Raw genomic sequence first — 24,330 nt, 5'->3', positions numbered from 1 at the left:
CTTTCGGGTTGAGGGGTGCTGATGATGATGTGCCTACGTAATGGTTCGATACGCGCGGTTCCAGTACAGAAGAGGTTCCCCCTCCTCTCCGCGTCGGATTCCCACCACCCGCCCGATCAGCAGGAAGTGGTCTCCATAACGGGGCGTGTCGAGGAGTGTGCAGGAGAGGCCCGCCAGACAGTCTCGAACGAAGGCGTCCTCGTCGAACGCGGCGTCCTCGGCCTCGCCCTTCGCGCACCGCACCGAGATGTCTCGCTGGGCGGAGGAGAGAATACTCACGGTGAAGCGTCCGGCGTCCTGGACCCGCTTCAGGGTCCTCGAACTCTCCGAGAGGGCCACTAACACGAGCGGCGGCTCCAGGGAAAGCGAGCTGAAGGCGCTCACCGTCGTCGCCGCGAGCCCCTGCGCGTCACGGACCGAGACGACCGACACACCGCTCGCCCATCGGCACAACACCTCCCGGAAGCCGGGAGCGCTCACGCCCTCTGGAGTACCCTGCGCCATGTCTCCGCTCTACCGGCTTCCCGCTCATATGTCAGCGGCCCTGCCAATATATTGGCGGATTGTCATTACGTTGGCGGAGCCCGGCGGTGCTCCCGCCGGTACGCGCCGGGAGCCACTCCGCCCCAGCGCTTGAAGGCCCGGTTGAAGGAGGCCTCGCTCTGGTAGCCGATGGACTCCGCCACCTCGAGCAGCGGCAACTCGCTCTCGCGCAGGAACTGGGCGGCCTTCGTCATCCTCCACCGCGCGAGGTACTCCAACGGCGGCTCTCCCACCATCTCGCTGAAGCGCGCGGCGAAACTGGAGCGCGAGAGCGCCACGGCCGTCGCGAGGCTCTCCACCGTCCACGGCTCCGCGTGCCGCTCGTGGATGAGCGAGAGCGCCTTGCGAATCTGTGGATCCGCGAGCGCGCACAACCCCCGCTCCTGGCACTGCCCCGCCGCGATGTGCGTCCGCAGGGCCTGCACCAGCAGGATGTCCGCGAGCCGGCTCATGACGACCGTGGCCCCCGGGCTGGACGAGGCGCTCTCCGTGATGAGCAGTTGCACCAGCGCCGGCAGCGAGGGGGACGCCTCGGAGTGGTCCGCGGTGATGTGGATGACGCGTGGAAGCCCCTCGAACAGCGGGATGCGGGACGCGGCGCCGAGCCGGAAGGAACCCACCACCAGCACCGTCCGCGCCCCCTCGCCGCCCAGCCGGTGCGTCCCGGGTCCCCCATGCCCCCGCATACAGGACTCCTTCCCGAGAACGTGCAGCGGGCTTCCTTCCGCATCCCGGAGCGCATGCCCGCCCCCGTGCGGAAGCAACGCCAGGTCCCCCGCCGACAGGGCGATGGCTCCCTCGACTCCCTCGACCTCCAGGCGGGCGCTTCCCCGCGCCACGACGATGATGTGCGCGCCCGGCAGCTCCGGGAACTGGATTCCCCAGGGCGCGAACAGCTCCAGGCGGCCGTAGACGAGCGTCGTCAACCGCATCGAGTCCAAGACCTCCGCGAGGACGTCGATTCCCCGCCCGTCTCCCGGGTCTGGACGATCGGTCAATTCTTTCGGACTGGAGGTCATGGCACGTCCATAGCGGCCCGGGCATTTTCTGGCCATGGCAAACCACTCCCATCTCTTCTCCTCCTTCCGTCTGGGCCGCCTCGACCTGAAGAACCGCATGGTGATGGCGCCCATGACCCGCAGCCGGGCCCTGGTCGACGGCAACGTGCCCAACCCGCTGGCGGTGACCTATTACGTGCAGCGCGCCTCCGCGGGGCTCCTCATCACCGAGGCCACCCAGGTCAGCACCCAGGGCGTGGGGTACATCCGCACGCCCGGCATCCACTCGTCCTCCCAGGTGGCGGGCTGGAAGAAGGTGACGGACGCCGTCCACGCGGCGGGCGGCGTCATCTACGCCCAGCTGTGGCACGTGGGGCGCGTGTCGCACCCGGACTTCCATGATGGCCAGTTGCCCGTGGCGCCCTCGGCCATTCCCGTGGAGGGCGGCCAGGTCTTCACCTTCAAGGGCCGGACGCCCATGGTGACGCCCCGGGCCCTGGAGACCCACGAGCTGCCCGGCATCGTCGAGCAGTTCCGCCTCGCGGCCGTGAACGCGAAGGAGGCGGGCTTCGACGGCGTGGAGATCCACGGCAGCAACGGCTACCTGCTGGACCAGTTCCTGCGGGATGGCTCCAACCAGCGCACGGACGCGTACGGCGGCAGCATCGAGAACCGGGCGCGCTTCCCGCTGGAGGTGGCCCGCGCCGTGGTGGGCGTCTGGGGCGCCGAGCGGGTGGGCTACCGGCTCGCGCCGCAGCCGTTCCCCTACGCGGGCATGACGGACTCCACCCCGGCCGAGACGTTCACCTATATGGCCCGCGAGCTGGGCCGGTTGGGGCTCGGCTACCTGCACGTGACCGAGGCCGTGTCGGGCAACAACGTCCCGAGCCCGGAGCAGCGCATCTCCCCGCTGCTGCGCAAGGCCTTCCCGGGCGCGTTCATGGTCAACGGCGGCTACGACGCACAGACGGGAGAGGCGGCGCTCTCCCGGGGCGAGGCGGATCTCGTCTCCTACGGCGTGCCCTTCCTCGCCAATCCGGACCTGGTGGAGCGCTACCGGAATGGGGCCGCGCTCAACACCCCGGACGCCGCCACCTTCTTCACCGGCGAGGAGAAGGGCTTCATCGACTACCCCGCACTGCGTTGACGGTGGGAGCCAGCTCCCACCGCCCGTCCTACCCGGAGCGCTGCCTCGTTACGGGTAGCGCACCGACATCATGTCGCCGACGACAGCGGTGACACCGCAGGAGCCGCCGCCCGTCACATTGACGACCTGGTCATTGGAGGAGAGCGTGTACCCACCCTTCGCCGCGTAGCCGGTCGTCGCCCACGTCGCCGTCACGGCGAACGGAGTCCCGCGCAGGTCCACGTTGGCCCGGCCCGTCGAGGAATTCGGCCCGACGCAGTCTCCCGCCTCGCCAAAGGACGCGTAGTACTTGTTCCACGCCGGGATGGCTCCGACGGACGTGGCGAAGCGGACGTCGTAGATGTCCAGCTTCTCGGCCACCGTATCCAAGCGGACCTTGCTCCACGTGGTGGTGACCGAGGCCCCCTCCACCTTCAGGTACTGCGAGAAGTTGCTGCCGGCCGCGTTCGACAAGGTCAGGTAGGTGTTGCCGTTGCCGTGGCAGTACGCGGTGAAGGGCTTCGCCGGGTTCAGGCCGAAGTACAGCGTGTAGTCCTGGTTCGGCGTACCGCCCCCCCTGATCACATCCAAGCAGGCGGAGTAGCCCGTGTAGCGCACCGTCAGGGCGCCGCTGACAGCGGTGACGCCACAGCGACCGCCGCCCGTCGCATTGACGACCTGGCCATTGGCGGAAATCGTGGACCCACCGGTCGCCTGGTAGCCGGTCGTCGCCCACGTCGCCGTCACGGCGAACGGCGTCCCGCTCAGGTCCACGTTGGACTTGCCCATCGAGGAGCTCAACGTGTCGCAGTCTCCCGCCTCGCCATAGGCCGCGTAGTACTTGTTCCAGCTCGGGATGCCCCCGGTGTTCGTGGCGAACTGGATGTCATTCATGTCCAGCGTCATGGCCACCGGATCCAGCCGGACCCTGCTCCACGTGGTGGTGACCGATGTCCCCTCCACGCTCAGGTACTGCGAGAAGTTGCGGCCAGGCCCGGTCTGCAGGTTCAGCCAGGTGTCACCGTCGGTGTCGCACCAGGCAGCGAAGGGCTTGCGGAGGTCCCCGCCCACGTACAGCGTGTAGTAGCGGCCCATCGGCTGCCCCGCCGCCATCAGGTTCGCGCAGGAGTTGGCCGTCATCGCCATCGCCTGGATGCCCACCTCGTCCACCACCTCGTAATCCTGCTGCTGCGTCTGGGCCACGGAAGCAGGTCCGCAGGCGCCGAGCAGCAGGCCTCCCGCCAGCAGGCTCATGGACAGGTAACGGCGCTTGGAATGGTCAGGATTGAAAGTCGTCATCGGGTCCCCCTCATGTGGGTACGGAGCGGGTTCGTCCCGCTTCCTGTCCCTTCATCCGAAAGCGGCGAAAAAGACCCGACACGGCCCCGTTCATTTTTTTCGCCCGGGCTCCCCACCCAGGGTCCGGGGCCCGGGTCAAGACCTACCCGCCGTTTCGGACTTCTGCGAAATTCCCCGCTCATGGCACGTGACGTGACGCAACTCCTGGAGGACGCCAGCCGAGGTGAGGCCCGGGCCGCCGAGGAGCTGCTCCCCATCGTCTATGACGAGCTGCGCCGGGTGGCCGCGGCACAGATGGCCCACCTGCGGCCCGGACAGACACTCCAGCCCACCGCGCTCGTGCACGACGCCTGGATGAAGCTGGTGCGCAACAACGACCCGGGCTGGAGCGGCCGCGCCCACTTCTTCGGTGCCGCGGCCCAGGCCATGCGCGAGCTCATCATCGACCACGTGCGCCGCAAGGCCGCGCACAAGCGGGGCGGCGGGCAGCCGGGCGAGGCGCTGGAGGCGGCCTTCGAGATCGCCGCGGACGGGCTCCCCACCGAGGACGTGCTCGCCGTGGATGCGGCCCTGAAGCAGCTCGAGGCCGAGCACCCGCGCAAGGCCCGGGTCGTGCTCATGCGCTACTTCGGCGGCCTGTCCGAGGAGGAGATCGCCCAGGCGCTCGGTGTCACCACCCGCACCATCGAGCGCGAGTGGCGCTTCGCCCGCGCCTGGTTGCATGAACGGCTCTCGGCTCCGGCGGGGTGAGGACGTGGCGCTGGATGCACGAAGGGTCGAGGAGCTGTTCGACGCGCTGGCCGATCTGCCGCCGGAGGACGCGGCACGGCGGCTCGACGCGGACTGCGCGGACGATGCGGCGTTGCGGGAAGCGGTGGCGAAGCTGCTCGCCCACGACCGCGCGGCGGGAACGGACTTCCTCGCGAGTCCCCCCACCCTGGTGGCCGAGGCGATGCGTGCGCGGGAGCCCTCCGCGAGCCCCCCGTCCGGGCTGCCCGGCCGGCTGGGGCGCTTCGCCGTCATGCGCAAGCTGGGCGAGGGCGGCATGGGTGCCGTCTACATGGGCCACGACGCACTGCTGGACCGGCGCGTGGCGCTCAAGCTGCTCCACCGGGACACGGACGCGCGGGAGTGGCTCCTGCGCGAGGCCCAGGCCCTGGCGCGGCTCTCGCACCCCAACGTCGTCGCCGTCCACGAGGTGTCCGAGCACGAGGGCCGCGTCTTCGTCGCCATGGAGCTCGTGGAGGGCCAGTCCCTGCGCGAGTGGCTCGCCGCCGGCACGCACACCGTCCCGCAGGTGCTGGCCATCCTGGTGCAGGCCGGCAAGGGGCTCGCCGCCGCGCATGAGGCTGGGCTCGTGCACCGCGACTTCAAGCCCGACAACGTGCTCGTCGGGAGGGATGGACGCGCGCGGGTCGTCGACTTCGGCATCGCCGCGCTCGCCCCGCGCCCCGAGGAGCCTCCGCCCGGCACGGTTCCGAGTGCGTTCGCCCGCCAGTTGACCCACCGGAGCGCGTTGATGGGCACGCCCACGTACATGGCGCCGGAGCAGTTCCTGGGCGAGCGCGCCACCCCGGCGAGCGATCAATTCGCGTTCTGCGTCACGCTGTACACCGCGGTGTATGGGGAGCCGCCCTTCGCCGGGGAGGACCTCGCCGCGCTGTCCCGGAACGTGCTCGCCGGCCAGCTCCGGACTCCCCCCGTGCGCCCTGGCACGCCCGAGTGGCTCGCGCCCCTCCTCCGCCGTGGCCTCTCGCGGGAGCCGTCCGAGCGCTTCCCTTCCATGGCCGCGCTCATCACCGCGCTCGAGGAGCACCTCGCACGGCTTCCCTCGATGGATCCGGAAACGGCGCGGAGGGACCGGCTGCGCATTACAGGGGTCGGCATCCTGGTCATCCTGGGCGTCGGCACCGCCGTCATCGCCCGCGTCGACAGACGCTTCCATCCGAGCCACGCGGATCTCCTCGTCCTCCCCGTGGTGATGATCGCCGTCTCGAACATCGTCCGCGTGGTGCTCCGCGAGCAGATCACCCGGCTCGTGAATGGCAGACAGTTCGCCCAGCTCTTCCTGGTCATCGGCCCCACGCTGCTCGCGCACCGGTTGCTCGGATTGCGGTTCGGCATCCCGCCCCTCCACATCCTCGCGGTGGACCAACTGCTGCTCGCGGCCATCTTCGGCGTCACGGCGCTCGTGCTGGATCGGACGATGGTGGCCTTCTCCGCCATCGCGATCGCGGGGGCTTGCGTGGACGCCTATGAGCCTCGCTGGGCCGGAGCCGTGTTCGCCGCTACCTGCCTGCTCGCCCTGCCCGTGGCCATCCTGCGCTGGGCGTACCGGGAGCCGGGCTGAGTATCTCCGTCAACGAGGCCCCTCGGGAGACCCCTGGGAGGCCCCTGGGAGGCCCCTGGGAACAAGCGCGGCCATTTCCCCTCGCCCTCCGGGAGAGGGACGGGGTGAGGGTGCCTCGAATCCTGGGTTGAACCCCGTGTCTCCACTTGGGGTCCATGGGTTGGAGAACAGGGACAGGCACCCTCACCCCGACCCTCTCCCGAGGGGAGAGGGGATGGTGCTAGGGGATGGTGCTAGCGGATGGTGCTCAGAACGCGGAGCCGTTGGCGCGCGTTCCCGGTGACGAGCCCACCGTCGACACCGAGGTGTGCAGCACGAAGCTCCCCGTCGCGCTGGCATCCGGACTCCGATTGGCCGACACCCCGTCAGTACCCGCCAGCGTGCTCGGCACCGCGAACGAGTCCACGTTGGTGCTGCCCGCGTTCTTCACCGTGACGGTGTCCCCGCTATTGCCCAGGCCCAGCGTGCCGGTGGAGGCCCCCACGGCGTTGGGCGTCCCCGCCGGAATGCCGCTCGTGGACCCGAACACCACGATCGCCTTGCCCGCCCCGAGCACCGTCCCCGTGGCGAACGTGTGCCGCTTCGCCGTGGAGTCCCAGATGCTCCAGCCTCCGATATCAATAGAGGTGCCACCCACGTTCACCAGCTCGACGAACTCCTTGGTGACATCCGAGCCGGGCTCGTTGACGAGCATCTCATTGAGGATGACCCGGGCGGCGCTGGTGGCCGCCGGAGTGGTGGCCGAGGCGGTATTGCTCACGGCGGACTCGTTGTTGGCCGCGTCGTCGGCCGTCACGCGGTAGTAGTAGGTGGTGCTCGCGGTGCGGCCGGTGTCCGAGTGGCTGGTGCCAGCAACACTCGCCACGGCCGAGAAGCTGGCGTTGTCGGTGCTGCGGTAGACGTTGTAGCTGGCCACGCCCACGTTGTCGGTGGAGCCCGTCCAGCTCAGGTTCACCTGGCTGGAGGAGACCGCCGAGGCGCTCAGGCCGCTCGGAGCGGTGGGCGGAGTGGTATCCGAGGTTCCGCCGCCGCCCCCCGCGCCCGCCAGCCACGCCACGGCATTCAAGTGGATGAGCGCGTTGTCGTACAGCGACTCGTTCCAACCGTTGTGGGTGGTGTGGCCGCAGCCGTTGGTAGCGTCCTCGGAGGGCGAGGAGTCACCGATGGCCGCGATGCGCCCCGTTCCATCCGTGGAGGTGGCGAACGTCACCCGCGAATTGGAGCCCGCGGTCCCGGTGGTCATCCACACGTGCCCCTTCGCATTGGGGTTGGCCGAGGGGTTGAGGGTGATGGACGTGGAGCCGAAGAGGCCCAGGCCCTTGCCCACCGTGGCCCTGCCATAGGCTCCCGCGTGGACGATGGGCGAGGTGGTGTCCGTGGTGTACTTCGAGTCCGGGTTGTCGTTGAACCAGTTGTCCGACTCACCCATCACCTGGAAGTGCAGGCCCCAGGAAACGCCCGTCATCAGCTCGTTGAGGATCTCCGGCGAGTCCCAGCCGTCGTTGTTGCGGTCCGAGTTCCCGTGGTCCGCGATGAGGAACACGCCGCCCCCGTTCTTCACGAAGGCCTGGATGGCCGTGCGCTCCGCGGTGGTGTAGCGGAGGTTGGGCTCGGGCAGGATGAGGACCTTGTAGTTCTTGAGGTCCTGCGCGTTGGAGGTGTCGCCGTAGGTGATGCGGCCGCCGGTGGGCAGGCTCTCCACGGAGAAGCCCTTCTTCACCAGGGCCACGCCGAAGGACGAGTAGGCGCCGCCCCAGTACGTCTCGGGGGTGGTGGCGGTGATGCCGCTCTGCGCCGGCGTGGGGTAGCGCTGGGCCGTGCCGCACGAGTCCTCGTCCAGCACCCAGTCCGCGTTGCCCGCTGTCTGCGCGTGCATCGCCTCGAACAGCACCTTCGTCTGGGCCCACGCGCTGGCGGGCTCCATCAGCCCGATGACGGGCAGGGCGAAACACAGTGACCGGAGCAGCTTCCTCATACGACGCCTCCTCGGCTGGGGGGGAGGCGGCAGGCAAGCACCTATTTTCTCAAAACTCAATAAACCCACCCGCCCCCCCAGGGGGGTGACGTGGGACCCATGGGGCATGCTGGCCTCTCGAAGGACCCCACCCACCGCCCAGCACGAGGCACCCGTGAGCAATCAACGAACCGAACGGTGGCAGCAGCTCCTCTCCCCGCACCGCGTGGGGGACAAGAGGGACCGGCCCCTGTCGCAGGACCCGCGGGACGAGCGGACGGCGTACGACGTCGACTACGACCGCATCGTCTTCTCCAGCGCCTTCCGGAGCCTGCACGACAAGACGCAGGTGTTCCCGCTGTCCTCGAGCGACTACACGCGCACGCGGCTGACGCACAGCATCGAGGCCTCGAGCGTGGGGCGCTCGCTGGGGCAGTTGGCGGGGCGGGCCCTGAAGCAGCGGGACGTGAAGGTGGAGCCGTCGCACCTGGGCACCATCGTGGCCGCGGCGTGCCTGGCGCACGACCTCGGCAACCCGCCCTTCGGGCACTCGGGAGAGGCGGCCATCCAGCATTGGGTGGAGAAGCGCTACCGGCCCGGCAAGCCCGAGGAGCGCCCGGAGCCGGTCTGGCCCTTCGCCACCTGGAGCGAGGAGCAGGACGTGATGCGCTTCGAGGGCAACGCGCAGGGCTTCCGCATCCTCACGCGGCTGCAGGCGCGCAACCGGGACGGCGGGCTGCGCTACACCGTGGCGACGCTGGGCGCCATGAGCAAGTACCCGAGGCCCTCGGTGCTGCCGGGACGGCGCCCGCGGGACAAGGCCCGCGTCTCGGAGAAGAAGTTCGGATTCTTCCAGGAGGACGCGCAGCTGGCGCGCGAGGTGTTCCGCACGCTGGGGCTGACCGAGCGCGAGCCGGACGTGTTCAGCCGCCACCCGCTGGCCTTCCTCGTCGAGGCGGCGGATGACATCTGCTACGTGCTCATCGACCTGGAGGACTCGGCGAAGCTGGGCCTCATCTCCATGGAGGAGGCGAGCTCGCTGCTGGAGAGCGTGGCGGAGCTCGGCGGCCACTTCCGGGCCCTCAAGGACAAGGTGGACTGGGAGTCGCGCATGGGCGTGGCGCGAGCGGGCGCCATCTCCGCGCTCATCCAGGAGTGCGTGGCGGCCTTCGAGGAGCACGTGGAGGCCATGGAGGTAGGGCGCTTCGAGCAGCCCCTGGTGGCCGCCCGGCCCGAGGTGAAGGCCCGCCTCGAGGCCATCACCGCCATCACCCGGAAGAAGGGCTACGAGAGCGAGCGGGTGCTGCAAATCGAGGCGGCGGGCTTCAAGACGCTGGGTGGCCTGCTGGAGATGTTCGTGCCCGCGGTGCTGGCGGACTCGCCGGACCTCCAGGAGAAGAAGCTGCGGCAGCTGCTCCCCATCGAGTTCTTCCAGCGCCCGGGGCCCTACCTGGAGAACCGGGACGAGGCCATCGAGCGGCTCACGCCCTACCAGCGGCTGCTGTGCGTGACGGACTACGTGTCCGCCATGACGGATGGCTTCGCCGTGGAGCTCTACCGGCGGCTCTCCGGCATCAAGCTGCCCGGGTAACCCCTCTTCCCTTCTCAATCCCAGACATCCGGCTGTTGCCCGAGAAGCAACGTGACTGGTGTTGCACTCCGGGCAACGCCTCTCACTCCCTCTCTGTAGCCGTCAAGGCAACAATCCAGGACCAACCCGTAAGACTTGCAATCCAAAGTCAGACGTGAGAGGTTTCCCCTACGTCAGCCGGACGCGGTGTTTCGCGCGGTCCGCTCCGTTCACCCGGGAAGCCGTAGACCGGCGGGCGTCCATTCAAAGAGGGGAAAACCATGACCTGGAAGAATCTCGCCCTGCGCCTCGGCGCGGGCTTGGTGCTCGTCACCGGAGGCGCCGCGTCCGCGCAGCAGGTTCCGGAGGACAAGTACTACGCGGAGAAGGTGCTCGCCGAGGGCGAGGGCTGGCAGCTCAAGAACATCAGCGGCTATGCCGTGGATGACGACGGCCGCTACTACTCGCAGGACATCTACAACATCAAGAGCACGGCCCGCGAGGCCTTCTACCAGCTGCCGCTGCACCCCTACCTCCAGGAGGAGCTGTCCGCGTCGGCCGCCGAGTCCCAGGACGAGACGATCTTCGTGCTCGACAAGAAGATCGTCGATGAGATCGCCCTGTCCTACGAGAAGGGAGAGCTCACCGAGGCGCTCAAGGCCATCGCCGAGCCGGCCGACGAGACGTCCCCCACGGGCGTGCACAAGATGGGGCCGTTCGGCTCGTGCTCGGACCAGACGTTCAGCCGGAGCAAGAGCTTCAACCTCAACACGCCCATCTCCACGAGCCATAACTTTGGCTCGGGCTTCTCCGGCACCCTGAGCGCGACGGGCAACATCAACGGCAGCGCCACGGGTGAAGTGGTGCTGAAGGTCAAGCGCCACAAGATCTTCTGGGTGTGCGTGCCCTACGGCGTCAACTTCCAGCACGCGCGGGCCTGGGGCAACGTGAGCGTGGGCAATGGCTCACAGGTGAACGGCACGCTCAGCTACAACTGGAGCTGGAGTGGGCAGATCGCCAAGCCGTCGCTGGGCTCGCTGAACTTCTTCATCGGCCCGGTGCCGGTGCACATCGGCTTCAACCTGCCCATCAACCTGGGCCTCGAGGTGGCGGCGAGCGTCACCGGCACGGTGAATTACAATGGCAACCAGACGGCCACGGGCGCCTTCGACTACACCTGCACGCTGAGCTCGTGCGGTGGCTGGGCCAACTACAACCTGGGCACCAACTCGCTCCAGCCGCTGACGGGCAGCGTGTCGGGCCGCATCCAGCCCACCGTCTGGGTGCAGGTCGCCGTGCGCGCCTACCTGTACTCCGAGTGGCTCGCCTATGCGCAGGTGGGCGTGCGTCCCTACCTGTACGGCGACCTGTGGGGCTACTACGGCAACGCCTGTGGTGACGCGGATGGCAATGGCATCAACGAGACGGTGAGCGCGCTCACGTTCAACCTCGACTGGCGCCTCTTCGTCACCGCGCAGGCCTCGGCCTTCGGCGGCAACCCCCGGCAGTGGAACAACTTGTGGAGCACTCCGCGCCGCCACATCAGGTTCTGGGACCTCATCAACGGCGGCTCGAGCGCCATCCGCCCCATCCTCGGCGGCCCCGCGAGCACCAACGTGAACACCTCCACGGGCTACACCGCGAAGATGCGCCCCTGCTGGCCGTACGGCGACAACGTGAACTACCGCTTCAACTGGGGTGACAGCACCCTCTCCAACGTCAGCGGCGCGCCGCAGACCGCCACGGCCGCGGGCAAGGCCTGGTCCTCCTCCGGCGCGAAGACGGTGCAGCTCACCGCGATGAGCGACTCGTGGGGCCGGCAGCTCAACGCCACCACCTCGCGCTCCGTCCAGGTCAATGGCTCCACCGGCACGTGGACGGGCTGGTTCAACCGTGACCTCCCTGGTGGCAACGGCGACTACGAGACGCTGAGCGACCTCATCGCCGGCGGCTATCAGGTGTGCTCCAACCCCATCGGCGTGGAGTGCCAGACGGCCAGCGGCGCCCCCTACACCAGCACGGGCGAGGTCTACAGCTGCACGCTCGCCGGTGGCACCTGCACCAACTCGCAGCAGCCCGATGGCATCTGCCAGGACTACCGGGTGCGCTTCCTCTGCCCGTAGGACCCGGGCCCTTCGTCAGTGAATGAAGGACGCCGCCCCCTCTCGCTCACCGGGAGGGGGCGTTGTCATTTCGAGGTGGCCTTCTTGGGCGCGGACAGGACCTCGATGCTCGTCACCGGGTTGCCCCGGGCGTAGAGGTCCGCGGAGGTGCGCACCAGGGTCCCCTCGCCGAGGTTCTTCAGGGACACCTGCTGGCGGCCCTGGATGACGCGCACGTCCTTGGCGAGCGACAGCGTGGTGGTACCTCCGTCCTCCTCATCGAGCACGAGCTGCTGCTGGGTGACCGAGCGCACACGGCCCCTGTGGATGACGTTGGCCACGGCGTAGCCCTCGTTGCTGGGGTTCGTCGCCGTGCCCGTAGAAGTGCCGGTAGTGGGAGTGCCAGTAGTGGGAGTGCCGGTAGTGCCGCCACCGCCCACGCCCTCGGCCGTGGAGGAACCGACTCCGGTGGCGCCCGTGGGGGCCTCCGCGTTCGGATCGCCAACGGCCGGGCTCCCGGTCGCGCTGCCGCCCGTGCTCGTCTCCTGGCCGCTACCACCTGTGCCCGCGCCCTGACCCCCCGTGCCCTGGCCGGCCTGGACGCGCGCGAGGTTGACCCGCATCTGCGCGAGTTGCTTCTCGAGCCCAACCACCTGCGCGCGCAACCGGGCGATCTCCACCCGCTGCTGGGTCTCCAGTGCCGACAGTTGTTGCGTCCCCGTCCCCGTGTCCTGCCCCGTGTAGCCCATCCCCGAGCCGCCCGTGCCGCCCTGCCCCGCGTCCACTCCGGAGCCGCCCGTGCCCGTCTGGGCCGTCGTAGTACTGGCCGGCAGCCCCTGGTCCGAGCCCATCCCGTCCGATGTCCCCGTGATGCGTGTGTCCTGGGTGACCTCACCCACCGAGCCCTCGGGGTCGGGACCCTCGGGGGACTGAGCCCCGGGATATTGAGCAAGGGACACACCCTGCGTGGCGCTGCACACGAGCACCAGGCCGAGCACCGCGATTCCCAAATCCCACCAGGTCGGCTTCCGCATCTACGCAGCGCTCCCTTCTTCCGGTAAAACGTTGGGCGGAGGAAGCCCGCGAGCAACCGGCTTGGGGCTGGCGGCACGGGACGAATCGAGCGGAGCATCGGCCGCTCTCCGAGCCTCCGAGGAGGCTCCCGACACACGGATGCCACCTCTGGGTGTCGGGCCGGTCTCGCGTGGCACATGGGGGTGCAGCGCTTGTCGAATCAGGATCCATCGTCCAGCAACCCGGGTGGTACCGCTCCGGCCGGCACCGGCACGTCCGGTCCCCTGCCCTCGCCTGCTCCCGAGCCCACGGTCCGCATCGAGGCCGCCCGTCCTCGCAACGTCCTCCGCGCGCCCGCTCCCTGGCTGGTGGCCGACTCGTCCCGTGCACTGGACATCAACCACCGCATCACCCAGGGCTACATCCAGCTCGCCCATGAACTCCAGACGTTGATCGACCCGGAGTACCGGCCCGGCGGAAGCCCCCGCGTCCTCAACAACTGGTTCGCCTTCGCCCCCCACGCCTCCCTGGAGGCGGGCAAGGGCATGCTCGGTGCGTACCTCGCCCGCGCCATCATCGACACCGCCCAGGGCGAGCCCGCTCCCTCCATCAAGCAGGCGCTCGATCGGGGAGGCCTCGCCGGTCCGGACCGGCTCGTGGCGGAGAAGGTGGCGGGCACGTTGCGGTTCTTCGGCCTGTCGCACGACGTGGCCGCCTCCCTGGGCACGCTGCTGAGCGCGGCCAACCTGGACGTGCTCGCGGACCCGCGCACCTTGTGGATCACCACCTGGCGTGTCGCGCGCGTGCTGTACGACGCCCCGGGAGCCACGCCGCTCGACAAGGCCGAGGCAGTGGCTCGCACGCTGGAGCAACTGCTGCTCGATGGGAACGTGGCCATCTACGGGGACATCGCGACCTCGGCACGCGCGTACCTCGATTGGCGCGGGGAATCGGGCGGGAACGAGGTGAAGCCGCTCCAGGTCGTGGAGACCTTCGCGCTGGACGGAGCCTCCGCCAGCGAGGCGCGGCGGGCCCGCGAGTACGCGCTCGAGCACGTGAAGGACTCACCCCAGCCCATACACTTCGGAACCGTGCTGCCCGAGGTGCGCGGGCGGAGCTTCCTGGTAGCCGCCTTCGCCCTCTTCGAGGAGGCGCGGCGGACGGCGGATGCCTCGGGACGGAATGCACTCGTCGGCTTCGCCAACAACTACCTGGCATGGCACGAGCAGCACAACGCCGTGCAGCCGGCCTTCACCCCGTCCTCCCCGCGCGCGGGCGAGGTGCCCCGCGACGCACTCATGCACGCGATGACGCCGACACTGCGCCTGCCCCTGGGCCCCATCGCCTGGGAATTCAGCGACTACAGCGAGCGGCAGCCGGACCGGGACCACAACTTCCTCACCTCGAAGCCGACCGAGTACAACTGGGCCGCCTTCGCGGATCGCTGGCCCGCCATCCTGGATGCCTTTGCTCTCGGCTACCAGCACCAGGGGGGGCTGTGGCAGATGCCGCCGCCCCTCATCCCATCGCTGAACTTGCTGGAGGTCGACTGAGCCAGCGGCACCTTCCGGCCGCGCGGCGCGCCAACTTGTCCAACAGTTGGACAAGTTGCTCACCATCGCGGCCGGACCCTCCCCCCTGACAGGCCCGCCCCCTCCTGGCCTGTCCTACTGCTCCGGGGTCCGCTGCGGCGGAGCCTCCCTCCGCTGCTCGGGCCCCTTCTGCTGCTGCCGTTGCAGCGCCCGCTGGGGGTTCGTGACGATGTTGCGCGCATGCTCGACGCCGGAGATGAGCGCGAACGAGGTGCGCACCGGCGTCCCCTCGGAAATCTGGCCCACGGGGATGCGCCGGAGGTCCGGCCCCACGAAGGCCTTCGTCTGGTCATCGACGGTGAGGCGATAGAAGGTGCCATCCGAGGTGTCGACGATGTCGATGTGCTTGCGCGCGACGTCGACCACGCGGCCGTCGAACACCGCGGTGGCCACGGCGACGGGCCCCTGAATCTTCATGTCCTCCGGGTCCGGACCCGGGGTACCGGTGTCGACTCCCGGGGTAGCGCCGCCGGTGCCCCCACCCCCCGTGCCACGCAGGGCATCCACCTCGGCCTCCAGGCTGGCCACGCGCTGGCGCAAGAAGGCCAGCTCCCGCTGCATCGACTCGGAGCCCATGGGCGCCTGCTGCATCGCGGACTGACCGCTGACGCCTCCACTCCCAGACCCATCCGCCGGGGGCGACGCGGACGAATTCTCCTCGGTGCCGCGATACGTGGGAGCCGCCGAGCCACCGGTGCCCATGTCCGCGCCCCCTGCCCCGCCCACTCCACCGGTCTGCCCGGGAGTGCCCTGCGTCCCGGCGGTGCCTCCGGTGGCGGGCTGGCCCTGGGTCCCGATGGTCCCGGCCGGCTGCTGCCCTGGCGCCCCGGGGGCCTGGGTGGCTGCCGTGTCCTGGCCCTGCTCGATGTTCGCCGCACCCGAGGGACTCGCCGCCGGGGCGTTTCCCGTGTTCTGCTGCGCCAGGGCCACCAGAGGGGCAGTCCCCATGAAGGCCAGCGCCATCCAGATGGCTCTCCGCATGCCGTTCTCCTCGTTGACCCCTCCCCGTGGCGAAAGGTGGGAATTGTTCTCGAAGGGACACACCCGGCCCGGCGCCGCGCCCCGCCTCCCTGGCGGCTCTCGGAGCGGGCGTGTCCGGTTTGACCCACGGGCCCGGCATGAAAGAGAACGAGCGGTGAAACTCCCGGCGGCTTCATGTCACCACGGCGCGTGAGCCACCTTTTCGCGGTCCGATTGCCCCTGGTGGGCGGTGCGCCCTCGGCCGGGGACGCCGAGCGCCGGTTGCTCACGCGCGCGCGTGGGGGGGACCCGGCCGCCTTCCGCACGCTCTTCGAGCAGCACTCGCCCGCCGTGTGGCGCTTCCTGAGAGATCTCTTCCGGGACGATGCCTCCGCGGACGAGGCCACCCAGGAAACCTTCGTCCGGGCGCACGGGAAGCTCGGGGCGCTGCGGGACGATGCGCGCCTGGCCTCGTGGCTGCTGGGGATTGCCCGCCACATCTACCTCGAGTCGCGGCGGACGCGGGGCACGCACCTGGACATCGCCTCCGAGGAGAACGAGCCGCTGCTGGAGGCCACCCTGCCCTCGCCCACGCCGGAGGATCTGCTGCTGAACCGGGAGATGGAGGGGTTGTTGGCGGAGGCACTCGGGGAGTTGCGCGAGGAGCGGCGCTCGGCGCTGCTGCTGCGCATCGATCATGGGCTGGCGTACGAGGACATCGCCCAGGTGATGGGCTGGTCGCTGCCCAAGGTGAAGAACGAAATCCACCGTGCACGGCTGCAATTGCGCGAGCGGCTCGCCGGGCACGTGGGAAATGGAGGCCATTCATGAGCACCCCCTGCCGCGAGTCGGAGTTGGACGCGCTGCTCGCCGGAGAGCTCTCCGCGGAGGACGCCGAGCGGGTGAGCGCGCATGCGGCCACGTGTGCCACGTGCACGCGGGCGTTGGCGTGGCTGCGCACGGAGCGAGGGTGGATGGCGCAGCGGGCCCGGCGGATGCCGTCGCGGCCGGCGCTGCGCTTCGAGGCGCTGGAGGCGAAGCTGCGTCCGGCGCCCGCGCCGCGTCAGCTCCGCCGGGAGCACCGGGGGTGGGTGGCGATGATGGGAGCGGCGGCGGCGGTGGCCTTCATGGCACTGAGCATGGCGCCGCGCTCGCCTTCCACGCCGCACGGCTCATTCGCTTCGTTCTCCTCGGAGGACGCGTGGAGCCAGGGAATGGTGTCCATCGCGCGGGTGCCGGCGTGCATGGACCCGAGCGTGGAGGCCGTGGCGCTGGTCGAGGCGAGCTTCGGGGCGTGCCTGCTGGCGTCGCCCGCGCGGCCGCTGCCCTGAGAAATGCGGCGGAAAATGGCGCGCTGAAACCCGCGCGCCGCGAGTGTCACTTCTGAGGGCAGGGCAATCCCAACCACTCCAGAGGTCACTCATGAAGCGCATGCTCACCGCCGCGCTCGTCGGCGCGTTCGTGTCTGGTTTCGTCCCCGTGTCGTCGGCCGAGGCCTGTGATGGCAACAACTGCAAGACTCCGCACACCGCGGCACCGCGGGCGGCCACGCCCCGCCGCGAGGCACCGAGCCAGGGCCCGGCGGACGCGAAGGTGACGGTGGAGGTGTGGTCGGACTTCCAGTGTCCCTTCTGTGCGAAGGGCAGCAACACGCTGAAGCAGTTGCGCGAGAAGTACGGGAACAAGATCCGCATCGTCTTCCGGCACTCGCCGCTGCCCTTCCACGAGCACGCGCGGCTGGCGGCGGCGGCGAGCATGGCGGCGGCGGAGCAGGGCCGCTTCTGGGAGTACCACGACGCGCTCTTCCAGCAGCAGAAGGAGCTGGACCGGGCGTCTCTGGAGAAGCTGGCGAAGAAGCTGAAGCTGGACGTGGAGCGCTTCAACCGAGCGCTGGACAGCGGGGCCTACAACAACTACCTGGACGCGGAGGTGACGGAGGCGCGCCAGCGGGGCGTGTCGGGGACGCCCACCTTCTTCATCAACGACACGGCGGTGGTGGGCGCGCGCTCGATGGAGCAGTTCACCGAGGCCATCGACGCGGAGCTCGAGGGCTGAGGCCTCGAAGCTCCGTGCCGGACGTGGGCGCTCCCGCGGGACACGGGAGCGCCGGGGGACACGAGCGTCCCGGAGCTACGGCAGTTCCCTGTAGGCCTGCTCCACCGCGGCCTTGGCCTGCACGAGGCCGTGGCCGAAGACGGGGTCCTTGCCCACGGTGGAGTCCGGCGAGCCGACGGGATCATGGAGATCCTTGGCGGTGCTCTCGAGGATGCGGCGCACGTCGGCGTTCTTGAGGTTGCTGTTGGCGCTCCACACCAGCGCGGCCACGCCGGCGACGTGGGGCGTGGCCATGGAGGTGCCGGTGCTGTAGGCGTAGTCACCGCCGCGGATGCCCACGCGCACGGTCTGGCCAATCTGGGCGCGGATGGCGGGCACGCTGGTGGTGGGGATGGCCGTCACGGGCGGCCATTGGGCGGGGCCGCCCAGGGTGAAGCCCAGGTTGGCGTCATCGGAGGGGTCGTTGTTGCCGACGATGACGGCGCGCGCGCCCTGCGAGCGCACGTTCTTCACCTTGTCGTTGAAGCGGATGTCGCCGCGGTCCACGTAGGCGACGAAGCCCTCGCAGGTGACGCCGGCGCCCAGGCACGAGCGCATGCTGGCGCCCAGGCCGCAGTCCACGAGCGTGCCCTCGTACTCCTCGTAGGGGACGTAGTCGAAGGAGCTCGACTTGTAGAAGGTGCCACCGGCCTCCAGGCTCGCGAAGGGCGAGTTGCCCCGCGGGTAGGTGGAGTACACGCCGGTGCCGGGGGCCACCAGGCTCAGGTGGTCACCGCCCTGCGAGTATCTGTCGTGCTTCATGTCGGCGTTCACCGCGCCCACGGCGATGACGGTGCTGTAGGCGGCCGGGTACATGGGGTTGTACGGGGTGGCTTCGCCGGAGTTGCCGCTAGCGGCCACGGCGAGGATGCCCGCGTCCCAGAGCTCCTGGAAGGTCTGCTCCTCGACGGGGTCCGGGGTGGACGAGCCGAGCGAGAGCGAGACGATGTTGGCGTGCTGCTCCCCGCACCACTTGAGGGCCTCGATGACGTCGGAGGTGCGCCCATCACCGCGCTCATCGAGCACGCGGGCCACGAGGAGCCGGGCGCCGGGGGCCACGCCCACCATGCCGTTGGGGCTGAGGCTGGCGTCGTTGCGGTCCACCTGCCCGCCGGAGCCGAGCTGGGCGAAGATGGTGCCGGCCACGTGGGTGCCATGGCCGCCGCCCCACGCGCCCGAGGCGTCCTTGTCCTCGGGGTCATCGTCGTCGTCGATGTAGTCCTTGCCGCCGGCGTACGCGGCCTTGAGCTCGGGGTGGTTGCGATCGATGCCGCTGTCGATGACGCACACGGTGATGCCGGAGCCAGTGGGGGCGTCGGTGTCGAGCACGCCATCACCGCCGACGTCCCACACCTCGTTGGCCTGGGTCATGCGGACGGACCAGGTGTACTCGGAGGGGACGGCGGGGGTTTCGGGCACGGAGGCCAGGGCGGAGACGGGCACGCGGGACGGCAGGCCGAGCGCGTGCACGGTGCGGTCCGGGGTGATGGAGAGGACGTCCGGGTCCTGGGCGAGCCGGGCCTGGGCCTCGGGGGTGAGGGAGAGGGCGGCGGCGTCGAGCGAGGGCCAGTGGTACTTGAGGCGGCCACCGGCCTTCTGGAGCTTGTCCTCGCGCTGGCGGAGCGCGGCGGCCGAGCGCATGCCGGCCTGCGAGCGGAAGCGCACCAGCACGGGCTGGGCGGTGGTGGACGAGGAGCTCAGCGCGGAGGACGCGGTGCCCACGGAGAGGCTCTGGCTGGGCGAGCGGCTCAGGTCCGAGATGACCAGGTCGGGACAGAGCGGCTTCTCGAGCTTCTCGGCGTCCGGATCGATGGGGTCGACGACGCAGCCATTCACACCCAGCCCCAGCAGGCCCAACAGCACCAATCGCCTCATATGTACGTCTCCCTACCCCCCCTCTGGGGGATGGCACCGCCAGGCGGAACCGGGCGGAGGACAAAGGCCCGTAGAACGCCTGGAGGACGGGCCCATTCCGTATTGAAGCACGGTAGGTCGTCTGCTTGCAGGCCGGTAGGGAGGACGGGGGGTAGTCCCCCTGGCGGCTGAGCGCTGGTGGACGTCAGGCGTCGGCGGGATCGATGCCGAAGAGCCGCTCCACGTCGCGGGAGTAGTCGGCCAGTTGGCGTTCGACGTCCTGGGGGCTCCACCCGAGCAGGGGGGCCATGTCGGAGGCGGCGATGCGGGCGGCGGCGCGGCCGAGGTCCCGTGTCTCGAAGGAGACTTTGAGGCGGCGCACGAGCAGGTCGGACAGGGTGTGGACGAGCTCGTGGGTGACGCCGTGGACGGCCTCGGCGCGGATGTAGGGGAGGCCGGGGGCGAGGGGCTCGGAGAGGAAGGGCTGCTCGCGGGTGAGGGCCCAGACCTGGCGCCAGCGGCTGCCGTAGGCGCGGACGAGGTGGGTGGCGATGTCCTCGTGGCCCACGGTGGAGCGGGCGGAGGCGAGCTCGGCGTCGAGGGAGGGGATGTCGCCGCCGGGGAGCGGGAGGGAGTGGGTGGGGGCCTTGCGGTGGGGGAGGCCGAGGGCGTGCTCGACGGCGTCGACCATGTCGCGGGCCATGACGCGGTAGGTGGTGAGCTTGCCGCCGGAGATGGCGAGGACACCGGTGGGGCTGGTGTGGATGGCGTGCTCGCGGCTGGCGCTGCCGGCGTCACCGGCGCCGGAGTAGGCGCTGGCGACGAGGGGGCGGATGCCGGCCCAGGCGCTGACGACGTCCTCGCGGGCGAGGTGGGCGTTGGGGAAGAAGCCGTTGGCGGAGGTGAGGAGGTAGTCGACGTCGGAGACGCTGGCGCGGACCTCGGAGGGGTGGGCGCGGGTGGCGGTCTCGGTGGTGCCGATGATGGTGTGGGAGTGGGCGGGGAGGATGAACATGACGCGCCCGTCGACGGGGGACAGGAGGGTGAGGGCGCAGTCGGTGGGGAGCCGCTCGCGGGGGACGGAGATGTGGACGCCCTTGGAGCCGCGGACGGTGGGGCCGTTGCCGTTGTTGGCGGCATCGAGCTTGCGGATTTCATCGGACCAGGGCCCGGTGGCGTTGACGATGGCGCGGGCGCGGATGGTGAGCTGCTGGCCGGTGAGGGAGTCGACGACGGTGGCACCGCGGGCGCGGCCGTCCTGGACGACGAGGGAGCGGACGGAGACGTGGTTGAGGACGATGGCGCCGGCCTCGGAGGCGGCGAGGGCGTTGATGAAGGTGAGGCGGGCGTCGTCGGTGGCGGCGTCGTAGTAGCGGGAGCCGCCGCGGAGGCCGTCGGTGCGCAGGCCGGGGACGGCCTCGGAGAGCTGGGAGGCGTTGAGGCTGCGGGAGCCCTTCACATTCCGGAAGAGGGCGAGGGCGTCATAGAGCTTGAGGCCGGCGGCGAGCTTCCAGCGGGGGATGCGGGCGCCCTGGTAGACGGGCCAGACGAAGGCGAGGGGCCGGACGAGGTGGGGGGCGAGACGGAGGAGGCGGTAGCGCTCGATGGAGGACTCGAAGACGAGGCCGAGGTGGCCGTGCTCGAGGTAGCGGACGCCGCCGTGGATGAGGCGGGAGGAGCGGCTGGAGGTCCCGGAGGCGAAGTCCTCGCGTTCGACGAGGGCGACGCGGAGGCCGCGGAGGGAGGCATCGCGGGCGATGCCGGAGCCGGTGACGCCGCCGCCGATGACGAGGAGGTCGAACTCGGTGGAGGAGAGGGCGAGCAGGCGCTCGGAGCGGGGGCGAGGGGCTGGTGGGAGCGAAGGGGAAGCGACGGCGAGCGAGTCGCTGGAAGAGACGGGGTGGGAAAGGGCGGCGGATTCAGGACGCACGGCGGGAGTGTAATGGCGTGGGGAGGGGGCAGACAGCAGGAAGCGAACGCGGTGCGTCAGAGTCAACGCCCTCTCCCACTGGGAGAGGGTTGGGGTGAGGGAAGACGAACACTCGGTGCTCCAAGGAAGGAACACTCGAAAGGAAGAAACACTCAAGAGGGAGCGACCTCCCCTCTCCCCCCGGGAGAGGGACGGGGTGAGGGTGCCGGGCCCCCCCGGGTTCCCCAGCTGTACCCCCACTGTGCCCCGCGAGGGAGCAAGCGAGCCACGCGCGGGAGGAGTGACTACCTCCACAAGGCGGAGCCCGTAGGCCGAACCGGGGGAGGTGGAGCGTGAAGACGGTGACGTACGAGCGCAACGGGAGGACGAACACGGGGGCGCAGGCGGTGCGGGTGGAGAGGCTGAGGCACCTGAGGGTGCTGGAGCAGGGCGAGACGGTGGTGGAGCGGGAGCTGACGGAGGACGAAATCGAGCGCCTGGGGCCGCTGGTGGAGGAAGCGGAGAGACAACCGGCGCCGGCGGTGGTGGAGCCGGTGGCGGGGGGCCCGAGGGGGATGGCGGTGAGCCTGGCGTTCGAGGACGAGGAGACGCCGAGGGTGAGGCTGGAGGCGCACGCGGGGCAGCGGGCGAGGGGTGACGGAACGCCGTACGACGAGCTCCTGGAGGAGTTGGACGAGCTCCTGACGGAGGAGTTGCACCTGAGGGCACCGAGGCACGCGCACGCGGTCTTGCCGCACGAGCTGCGCCAGGAGGAGTAATCCCCTTCCCCCACTCCGCCACGAGAAGCTCAGTTGGCGACGTGGGAGACGGGAGCGGAGACGGAGTCGGAGCGTCCGCTGGGGGGAGGCGCGAGGGGGAGGGCCACGGTGAAGGTGGCGCCCCGTCCGGGCTGACTCTCGACGCGGATGTCACCGCCGAGCGACTCGACGATCTGCTTGACGATCCACAACCCGAGCCCGAAACCGCCGTAGTGGCGTTCGGAGACAGCGCGTTCGAATCGCTGGAAGATGCGGGCCTGGTGCTCGGGGGCGATGCCGATGCCGTGATCTCTCACGGTGAGGAGGGCGAGGTCGCCGTCCTGGACGACGGTCATCTCGACGGGGTGGTTGGCGCCGTACTTGATGGCATTGGAGAGCAGGTTGGTGACGACCTGCTCGAGGCGGAGGCGGTCCCAGCGGCCGATGACGGGAGACTCGGCCCGGAGGAGCAGCGTGCACCCGGCGCCGGCGGCATCGGCCTCGGCGCGGGTGACGACGTCCTGGAGCAGCGAGGAGAAGTCGACGGTCTCGTGTTCGAGGGCGAGGCGGCCGGCGCGGATGCGGGAGACGTCGAGCAGGTTGTTGACGAGCAGGTGGAGCCGCTCGGCGGGGCGGCGGGTGGCCTCGATGCGCTTGCGAGCGGGGTGGGTCTGCCCATCGGGACCGGACTCCGGAAGCGCGCGCCAGAGCAGCTGGAGCTGGAGCTGGAGCGAGGTCAGGGGCGTCTTGAGCTCATGGGAGGCGACGGAGAGGAAGTCGTCGCGAATCTGGAGGGCCTTCTGCAGATCGGAGGCGAGGGCTTCCACCTCACGGCGGGCGAGCACCTGTTCGGTGACCTCGGCGCACAGGCCCATGGTGCCGAGAATCTCCCCGTCATGACCGCGCCAGGGCTGCCAGGTGAGGTCGAAGTACTTCACCTCGGGGTGGCCGGTGCCGGAGAAGTCGGCGCGGAGGGGGACCTCGTGGCCGGTGAAGGGGGTGCCCTTGCGGTACACCTCATCGAGGAGCTGAAGGAGGTGGGGATCGAGCCCGGAGATGGACTCGCGGACGGAGCGGCCGGGGGTGAGGAGCTCGCCGACGAGGGTTTGCCCGAGCGGGTTGACGAGCTCGACGACGTGGTCATCGCCGCGGGTGAGGCAGATGGCGACGGGGGCCTGCATGAAGAGGGTCTCGAGACGTTCGCGCTGGGACTCGGCCTCGAGGTGGGCGTCCTGCTCGCGGGCGAGGAGCTGGGCGTGCTCATGCTCCTCGCGGAAGCGGGCGGAGATGTCGCGGAAGACGATGACGGTACCGAGGGCGTGGCCCTGGGGGCCGGAGATGGGGGCGGCGGTGTGCTCGATGGGGAGTTCGGCGCCGTTCTTGGAGAGGAGGAGTGCGGGGAGACCGAGCTGGACGGGCCGGTCCTCGAGGGGTGCGAGGCGGGAGAGTTCGAGGGGCTGGCGGGAGGAGGGGTCGACGAGGCGGAGGACGCGGGAGAGGGGCTGGCCGATGGCCTCGGTTTCGCGCCAGCCGGTGAAATAGGAGGCGACGGGGTTGATGAAGCGGACGAGCCCATCGGGGCCGGTGGTGAGGACGGCGTCGCCGATGCTGCGCAGGGTGGTGGAGAGGGTCTGGCCGTGGGCCTGGGCGGAGGCGCGAGCGGAGTGGGCCTCGTGGAGGAGGAGGCGGACGCGGGAGGCCACCAGGGTCATCAAGGCGGAGACGCCGGTGAAGAGGGCGCAGGAGACGAGGTGGTGGGAGGGGGAGCCGCCGGGGGGCCGGAAGAAGAAGAAGGTGAGGACGAGGGCCAGGAGGGTGGAGAGGGCACCGGGCCCATGACCGCCGAGCCAGGCGGTGAGGAGGATGGAGGAGAGGAAGAAGAAGGAGGGGGAGGGAGGGAGCCAGGGGGCGAGGAGCCACTGGAAGGAGAAGGCGAGGCCGGTGAGCAGCAGGGCCAGACCGTAGCGGGCCCAGGGGGGGGCGCCATGAGGCTGGGAGGGGCTGCTGGAGAGGAGGGCCACGGCGTCACCGAAGGGAAGCGACGGGGAATGAAAGCTGGCAACGGATAGAGGGAGGAACGCCTTCCCGACTGAGCTCTAAACCGAGCAGAAGCTCCCCCCTGACCGGAGCAGTGTACGCGGCTGGCCGAGGAGCGGGCCAGGGAGGGAGCTGAACGCATGAGGTGGGGACGGGTGGAGGGGGTGGGT

19 protein-coding genes are annotated in these 24,330 nt (G+C 70.0%); 10 read left to right on the top strand and 9 right to left on the bottom strand.

Annotated elements, in window-relative coordinates; genetic code table 11:
- Nucleotides 1-33 precede the first annotated feature (33 nt).
- Together BO221_RS36865 and BO221_RS36860 are read right to left on the bottom strand one after the other, a co-directional pair.
- Nucleotides 34-504, bottom strand: a complete 471-nt coding sequence (locus tag BO221_RS36865; protein ID WP_073565570.1) for a flavin reductase family protein — start codon at nt 502-504, stop codon at nt 34-36.
- A 65-nt stretch (nt 505-569) separates the two neighbouring features.
- Nucleotides 570-1,562 carry an AraC family transcriptional regulator gene (locus BO221_RS36860; protein ID WP_073565569.1) on the bottom strand — a complete coding sequence of 331 codons (993 nt, stop codon included), beginning with the start codon at nt 1,560-1,562 and terminating at the stop codon, nt 570-572.
- Nucleotides 1,563-1,596: 34 nt separating this feature from the next.
- Between BO221_RS36860 and BO221_RS36855 the strand changes: the two genes are divergently transcribed.
- Nucleotides 1,597-2,688, top strand: coding sequence for an alkene reductase (locus BO221_RS36855; RefSeq protein ID WP_073565568.1), 1,092 nt, complete (start codon nt 1,597-1,599; stop codon nt 2,686-2,688).
- 48 nt (nt 2,689-2,736) lie between these two features.
- Here BO221_RS36855 and BO221_RS36850 read toward each other — a convergent pair whose 3' ends face one another.
- Nucleotides 2,737-3,966 (bottom strand): GON domain-containing protein, encoded by a 1,230-nt coding sequence (locus BO221_RS36850; RefSeq protein WP_073565567.1) that lies wholly within the window; start codon nt 3,964-3,966, stop codon nt 2,737-2,739.
- Nucleotides 3,967-4,146: 180 nt separating this feature from the next.
- Between BO221_RS36850 and BO221_RS36845 the strand changes: the two genes are divergently transcribed.
- Both BO221_RS36845 and BO221_RS36840 read left to right on the top strand, forming a co-directional pair.
- The gene (locus tag BO221_RS36845) at nt 4,147-4,716 is read left to right on the top strand and encodes a sigma-70 family RNA polymerase sigma factor (RefSeq protein WP_073565566.1); all 570 of its coding nucleotides are present in this window, start codon (nt 4,147-4,149) and stop codon (nt 4,714-4,716) included.
- Nucleotides 4,688-6,316, top strand: coding sequence for a serine/threonine-protein kinase (locus BO221_RS36840; protein ID WP_073565565.1), 1,629 nt, complete (start codon nt 4,688-4,690; stop codon nt 6,314-6,316). The genes BO221_RS36845 and BO221_RS36840 overlap by 29 nt, the downstream gene beginning before the upstream one ends.
- A gap of 247 nt (nt 6,317-6,563) precedes the next feature.
- On the opposite strand, the gene BO221_RS36835 is transcribed toward BO221_RS36840, so the two are convergent.
- Nucleotides 6,564-8,291 (bottom strand): lamin tail domain-containing protein, encoded by a 1,728-nt coding sequence (locus BO221_RS36835; RefSeq protein WP_073565564.1) that lies wholly within the window; start codon nt 8,289-8,291, stop codon nt 6,564-6,566.
- A 154-nt stretch (nt 8,292-8,445) separates the two neighbouring features.
- On the opposite strand from BO221_RS36835, the gene dgt reads away from it, so the two are divergent.
- Together dgt and BO221_RS36825 are read left to right on the top strand one after the other, a co-directional pair.
- Nucleotides 8,446-9,861, top strand: coding sequence for a dGTP triphosphohydrolase (gene dgt, locus BO221_RS36830; RefSeq protein WP_073565563.1), 1,416 nt, complete (start codon nt 8,446-8,448; stop codon nt 9,859-9,861).
- Between the two features lie 260 nt (nt 9,862-10,121).
- Nucleotides 10,122-11,963 carry a hypothetical protein gene (locus tag BO221_RS36825; protein ID WP_073565562.1) on the top strand — a complete coding sequence of 614 codons (1,842 nt, stop codon included), beginning with the start codon at nt 10,122-10,124 and terminating at the stop codon, nt 11,961-11,963.
- A 65-nt stretch (nt 11,964-12,028) separates the two neighbouring features.
- Here the strand turns inward: BO221_RS36825 and BO221_RS36820 are convergent, their stop codons facing one another.
- On the bottom strand, nt 12,029-12,976 hold the full coding sequence (locus BO221_RS36820; protein ID WP_073565561.1) for a hypothetical protein: 948 nt from the start codon (nt 12,974-12,976) through the stop codon (nt 12,029-12,031).
- A gap of 192 nt (nt 12,977-13,168) precedes the next feature.
- On the opposite strand from BO221_RS36820, the gene BO221_RS36815 reads away from it, so the two are divergent.
- Complete coding sequence (locus BO221_RS36815; RefSeq protein WP_143195899.1) at nt 13,169-14,509, top strand: hypothetical protein; 1,341 nt, start codon at nt 13,169-13,171, stop codon at nt 14,507-14,509.
- A gap of 114 nt (nt 14,510-14,623) precedes the next feature.
- Here BO221_RS36815 and BO221_RS36810 read toward each other — a convergent pair whose 3' ends face one another.
- Complete coding sequence (locus BO221_RS36810) at nt 14,624-15,529, bottom strand: hypothetical protein (protein ID WP_073565560.1); 906 nt, start codon at nt 15,527-15,529, stop codon at nt 14,624-14,626.
- Nucleotides 15,530-15,718: 189 nt separating this feature from the next.
- Here BO221_RS36810 and BO221_RS36805 point away from each other — a divergent pair, with 189 nt between their 5' ends.
- The 3 genes from BO221_RS36805 (at nt 15,719) to BO221_RS36795 (ending at nt 17,563) form a co-directional block, all read left to right on the top strand.
- A complete protein-coding gene (locus BO221_RS36805; RefSeq protein ID WP_073565903.1) occupies nt 15,719-16,339 on the top strand; it encodes an RNA polymerase sigma factor in 621 nt (206 codons plus the stop codon).
- Nucleotides 16,336-16,839: an anti-sigma factor gene (locus BO221_RS36800; RefSeq protein WP_073565559.1), complete on the top strand. Its 504-nt coding sequence runs from the start codon at nt 16,336-16,338 to the stop codon at nt 16,837-16,839. The genes BO221_RS36805 and BO221_RS36800 overlap by 4 nt, the downstream gene beginning before the upstream one ends.
- Before the next feature lie 91 nt (nt 16,840-16,930).
- Nucleotides 16,931-17,563, top strand: a complete 633-nt coding sequence (locus tag BO221_RS36795) for a thioredoxin domain-containing protein (RefSeq protein WP_143195898.1) — start codon at nt 16,931-16,933, stop codon at nt 17,561-17,563.
- Nucleotides 17,564-17,638: 75 nt separating this feature from the next.
- Here BO221_RS36795 and BO221_RS57450 read toward each other — a convergent pair whose 3' ends face one another.
- Nucleotides 17,639-19,477 carry a S8 family serine peptidase gene (locus BO221_RS57450; protein ID WP_073565558.1) on the bottom strand — a complete coding sequence of 613 codons (1,839 nt, stop codon included), beginning with the start codon at nt 19,475-19,477 and terminating at the stop codon, nt 17,639-17,641.
- Between the two features lie 184 nt (nt 19,478-19,661).
- Nucleotides 19,662-21,386 carry a glycerol-3-phosphate dehydrogenase gene (glpD, locus tag BO221_RS36785; RefSeq protein WP_073565901.1) on the bottom strand — a complete coding sequence of 575 codons (1,725 nt, stop codon included), beginning with the start codon at nt 21,384-21,386 and terminating at the stop codon, nt 19,662-19,664.
- A 332-nt stretch (nt 21,387-21,718) separates the two neighbouring features.
- On the opposite strand from glpD, the gene BO221_RS36780 reads away from it, so the two are divergent.
- Entirely contained in the window at nt 21,719-22,144 is a 426-nt protein-coding gene (locus tag BO221_RS36780; protein WP_073565557.1) for a hypothetical protein, read from the top strand.
- A 29-nt stretch (nt 22,145-22,173) separates the two neighbouring features.
- Here BO221_RS36780 and BO221_RS36775 read toward each other — a convergent pair whose 3' ends face one another.
- Entirely contained in the window at nt 22,174-24,144 is a 1,971-nt protein-coding gene (locus tag BO221_RS36775) for an ATP-binding protein (RefSeq protein ID WP_073565556.1), read from the bottom strand.
- Nucleotides 24,145-24,330: the final 186 nt, after the last annotated feature.

The organism is Archangium sp. Cb G35 (genome assembly GCF_001896145.1).
GTDB classification, from domain to species: Bacteria; Myxococcota; Myxococcia; order Myxococcales; family Myxococcaceae; genus Archangium; species Archangium violaceum.
Note: the sequence above shows the minus strand (reverse complement) of the source record. Positions and strands in the feature narration are given on the sequence as shown.

Coding starts and splice junctions, on each gene's coding strand:
- BO221_RS57450 (WP_073565558.1), bottom strand. CDS start 19,477: ATGAGGCGATTGGTGCTGTTGGGCCTGCTGGGGCTGGGTGTGAATGGC.
- BO221_RS36825 (WP_073565562.1), top strand. CDS start 10,122: ATGACCTGGAAGAATCTCGCCCTGCGCCTCGGCGCGGGCTTGGTGCTC.
- BO221_RS36810 (WP_073565560.1), bottom strand. CDS start 15,529: ATGCGGAGAGCCATCTGGATGGCGCTGGCCTTCATGGGGACTGCCCCT.
- BO221_RS36850 (WP_073565567.1), bottom strand. CDS start 3,966: ATGACGACTTTCAATCCTGACCATTCCAAGCGCCGTTACCTGTCCATG.
- BO221_RS36795 (WP_143195898.1), top strand. CDS start 16,931: ATGAAGCGCATGCTCACCGCCGCGCTCGTCGGCGCGTTCGTGTCTGGT.
- BO221_RS36860 (WP_073565569.1), bottom strand. CDS start 1,562: ATGACCTCCAGTCCGAAAGAATTGACCGATCGTCCAGACCCGGGAGAC.
- BO221_RS36855 (WP_073565568.1), top strand. CDS start 1,597: ATGGCAAACCACTCCCATCTCTTCTCCTCCTTCCGTCTGGGCCGCCTC.
- BO221_RS36820 (WP_073565561.1), bottom strand. CDS start 12,976: ATGCGGAAGCCGACCTGGTGGGATTTGGGAATCGCGGTGCTCGGCCTG.
- BO221_RS36800 (WP_073565559.1), top strand. CDS start 16,336: ATGAGCACCCCCTGCCGCGAGTCGGAGTTGGACGCGCTGCTCGCCGGA.
- BO221_RS36845 (WP_073565566.1), top strand. CDS start 4,147: ATGGCACGTGACGTGACGCAACTCCTGGAGGACGCCAGCCGAGGTGAG.
- BO221_RS36865 (WP_073565570.1), bottom strand. CDS start 504: ATGGCGCAGGGTACTCCAGAGGGCGTGAGCGCTCCCGGCTTCCGGGAG.
- BO221_RS36835 (WP_073565564.1), bottom strand. CDS start 8,291: ATGAGGAAGCTGCTCCGGTCACTGTGTTTCGCCCTGCCCGTCATCGGG.
- BO221_RS36840 (WP_073565565.1), top strand. CDS start 4,688: ATGAACGGCTCTCGGCTCCGGCGGGGTGAGGACGTGGCGCTGGATGCA.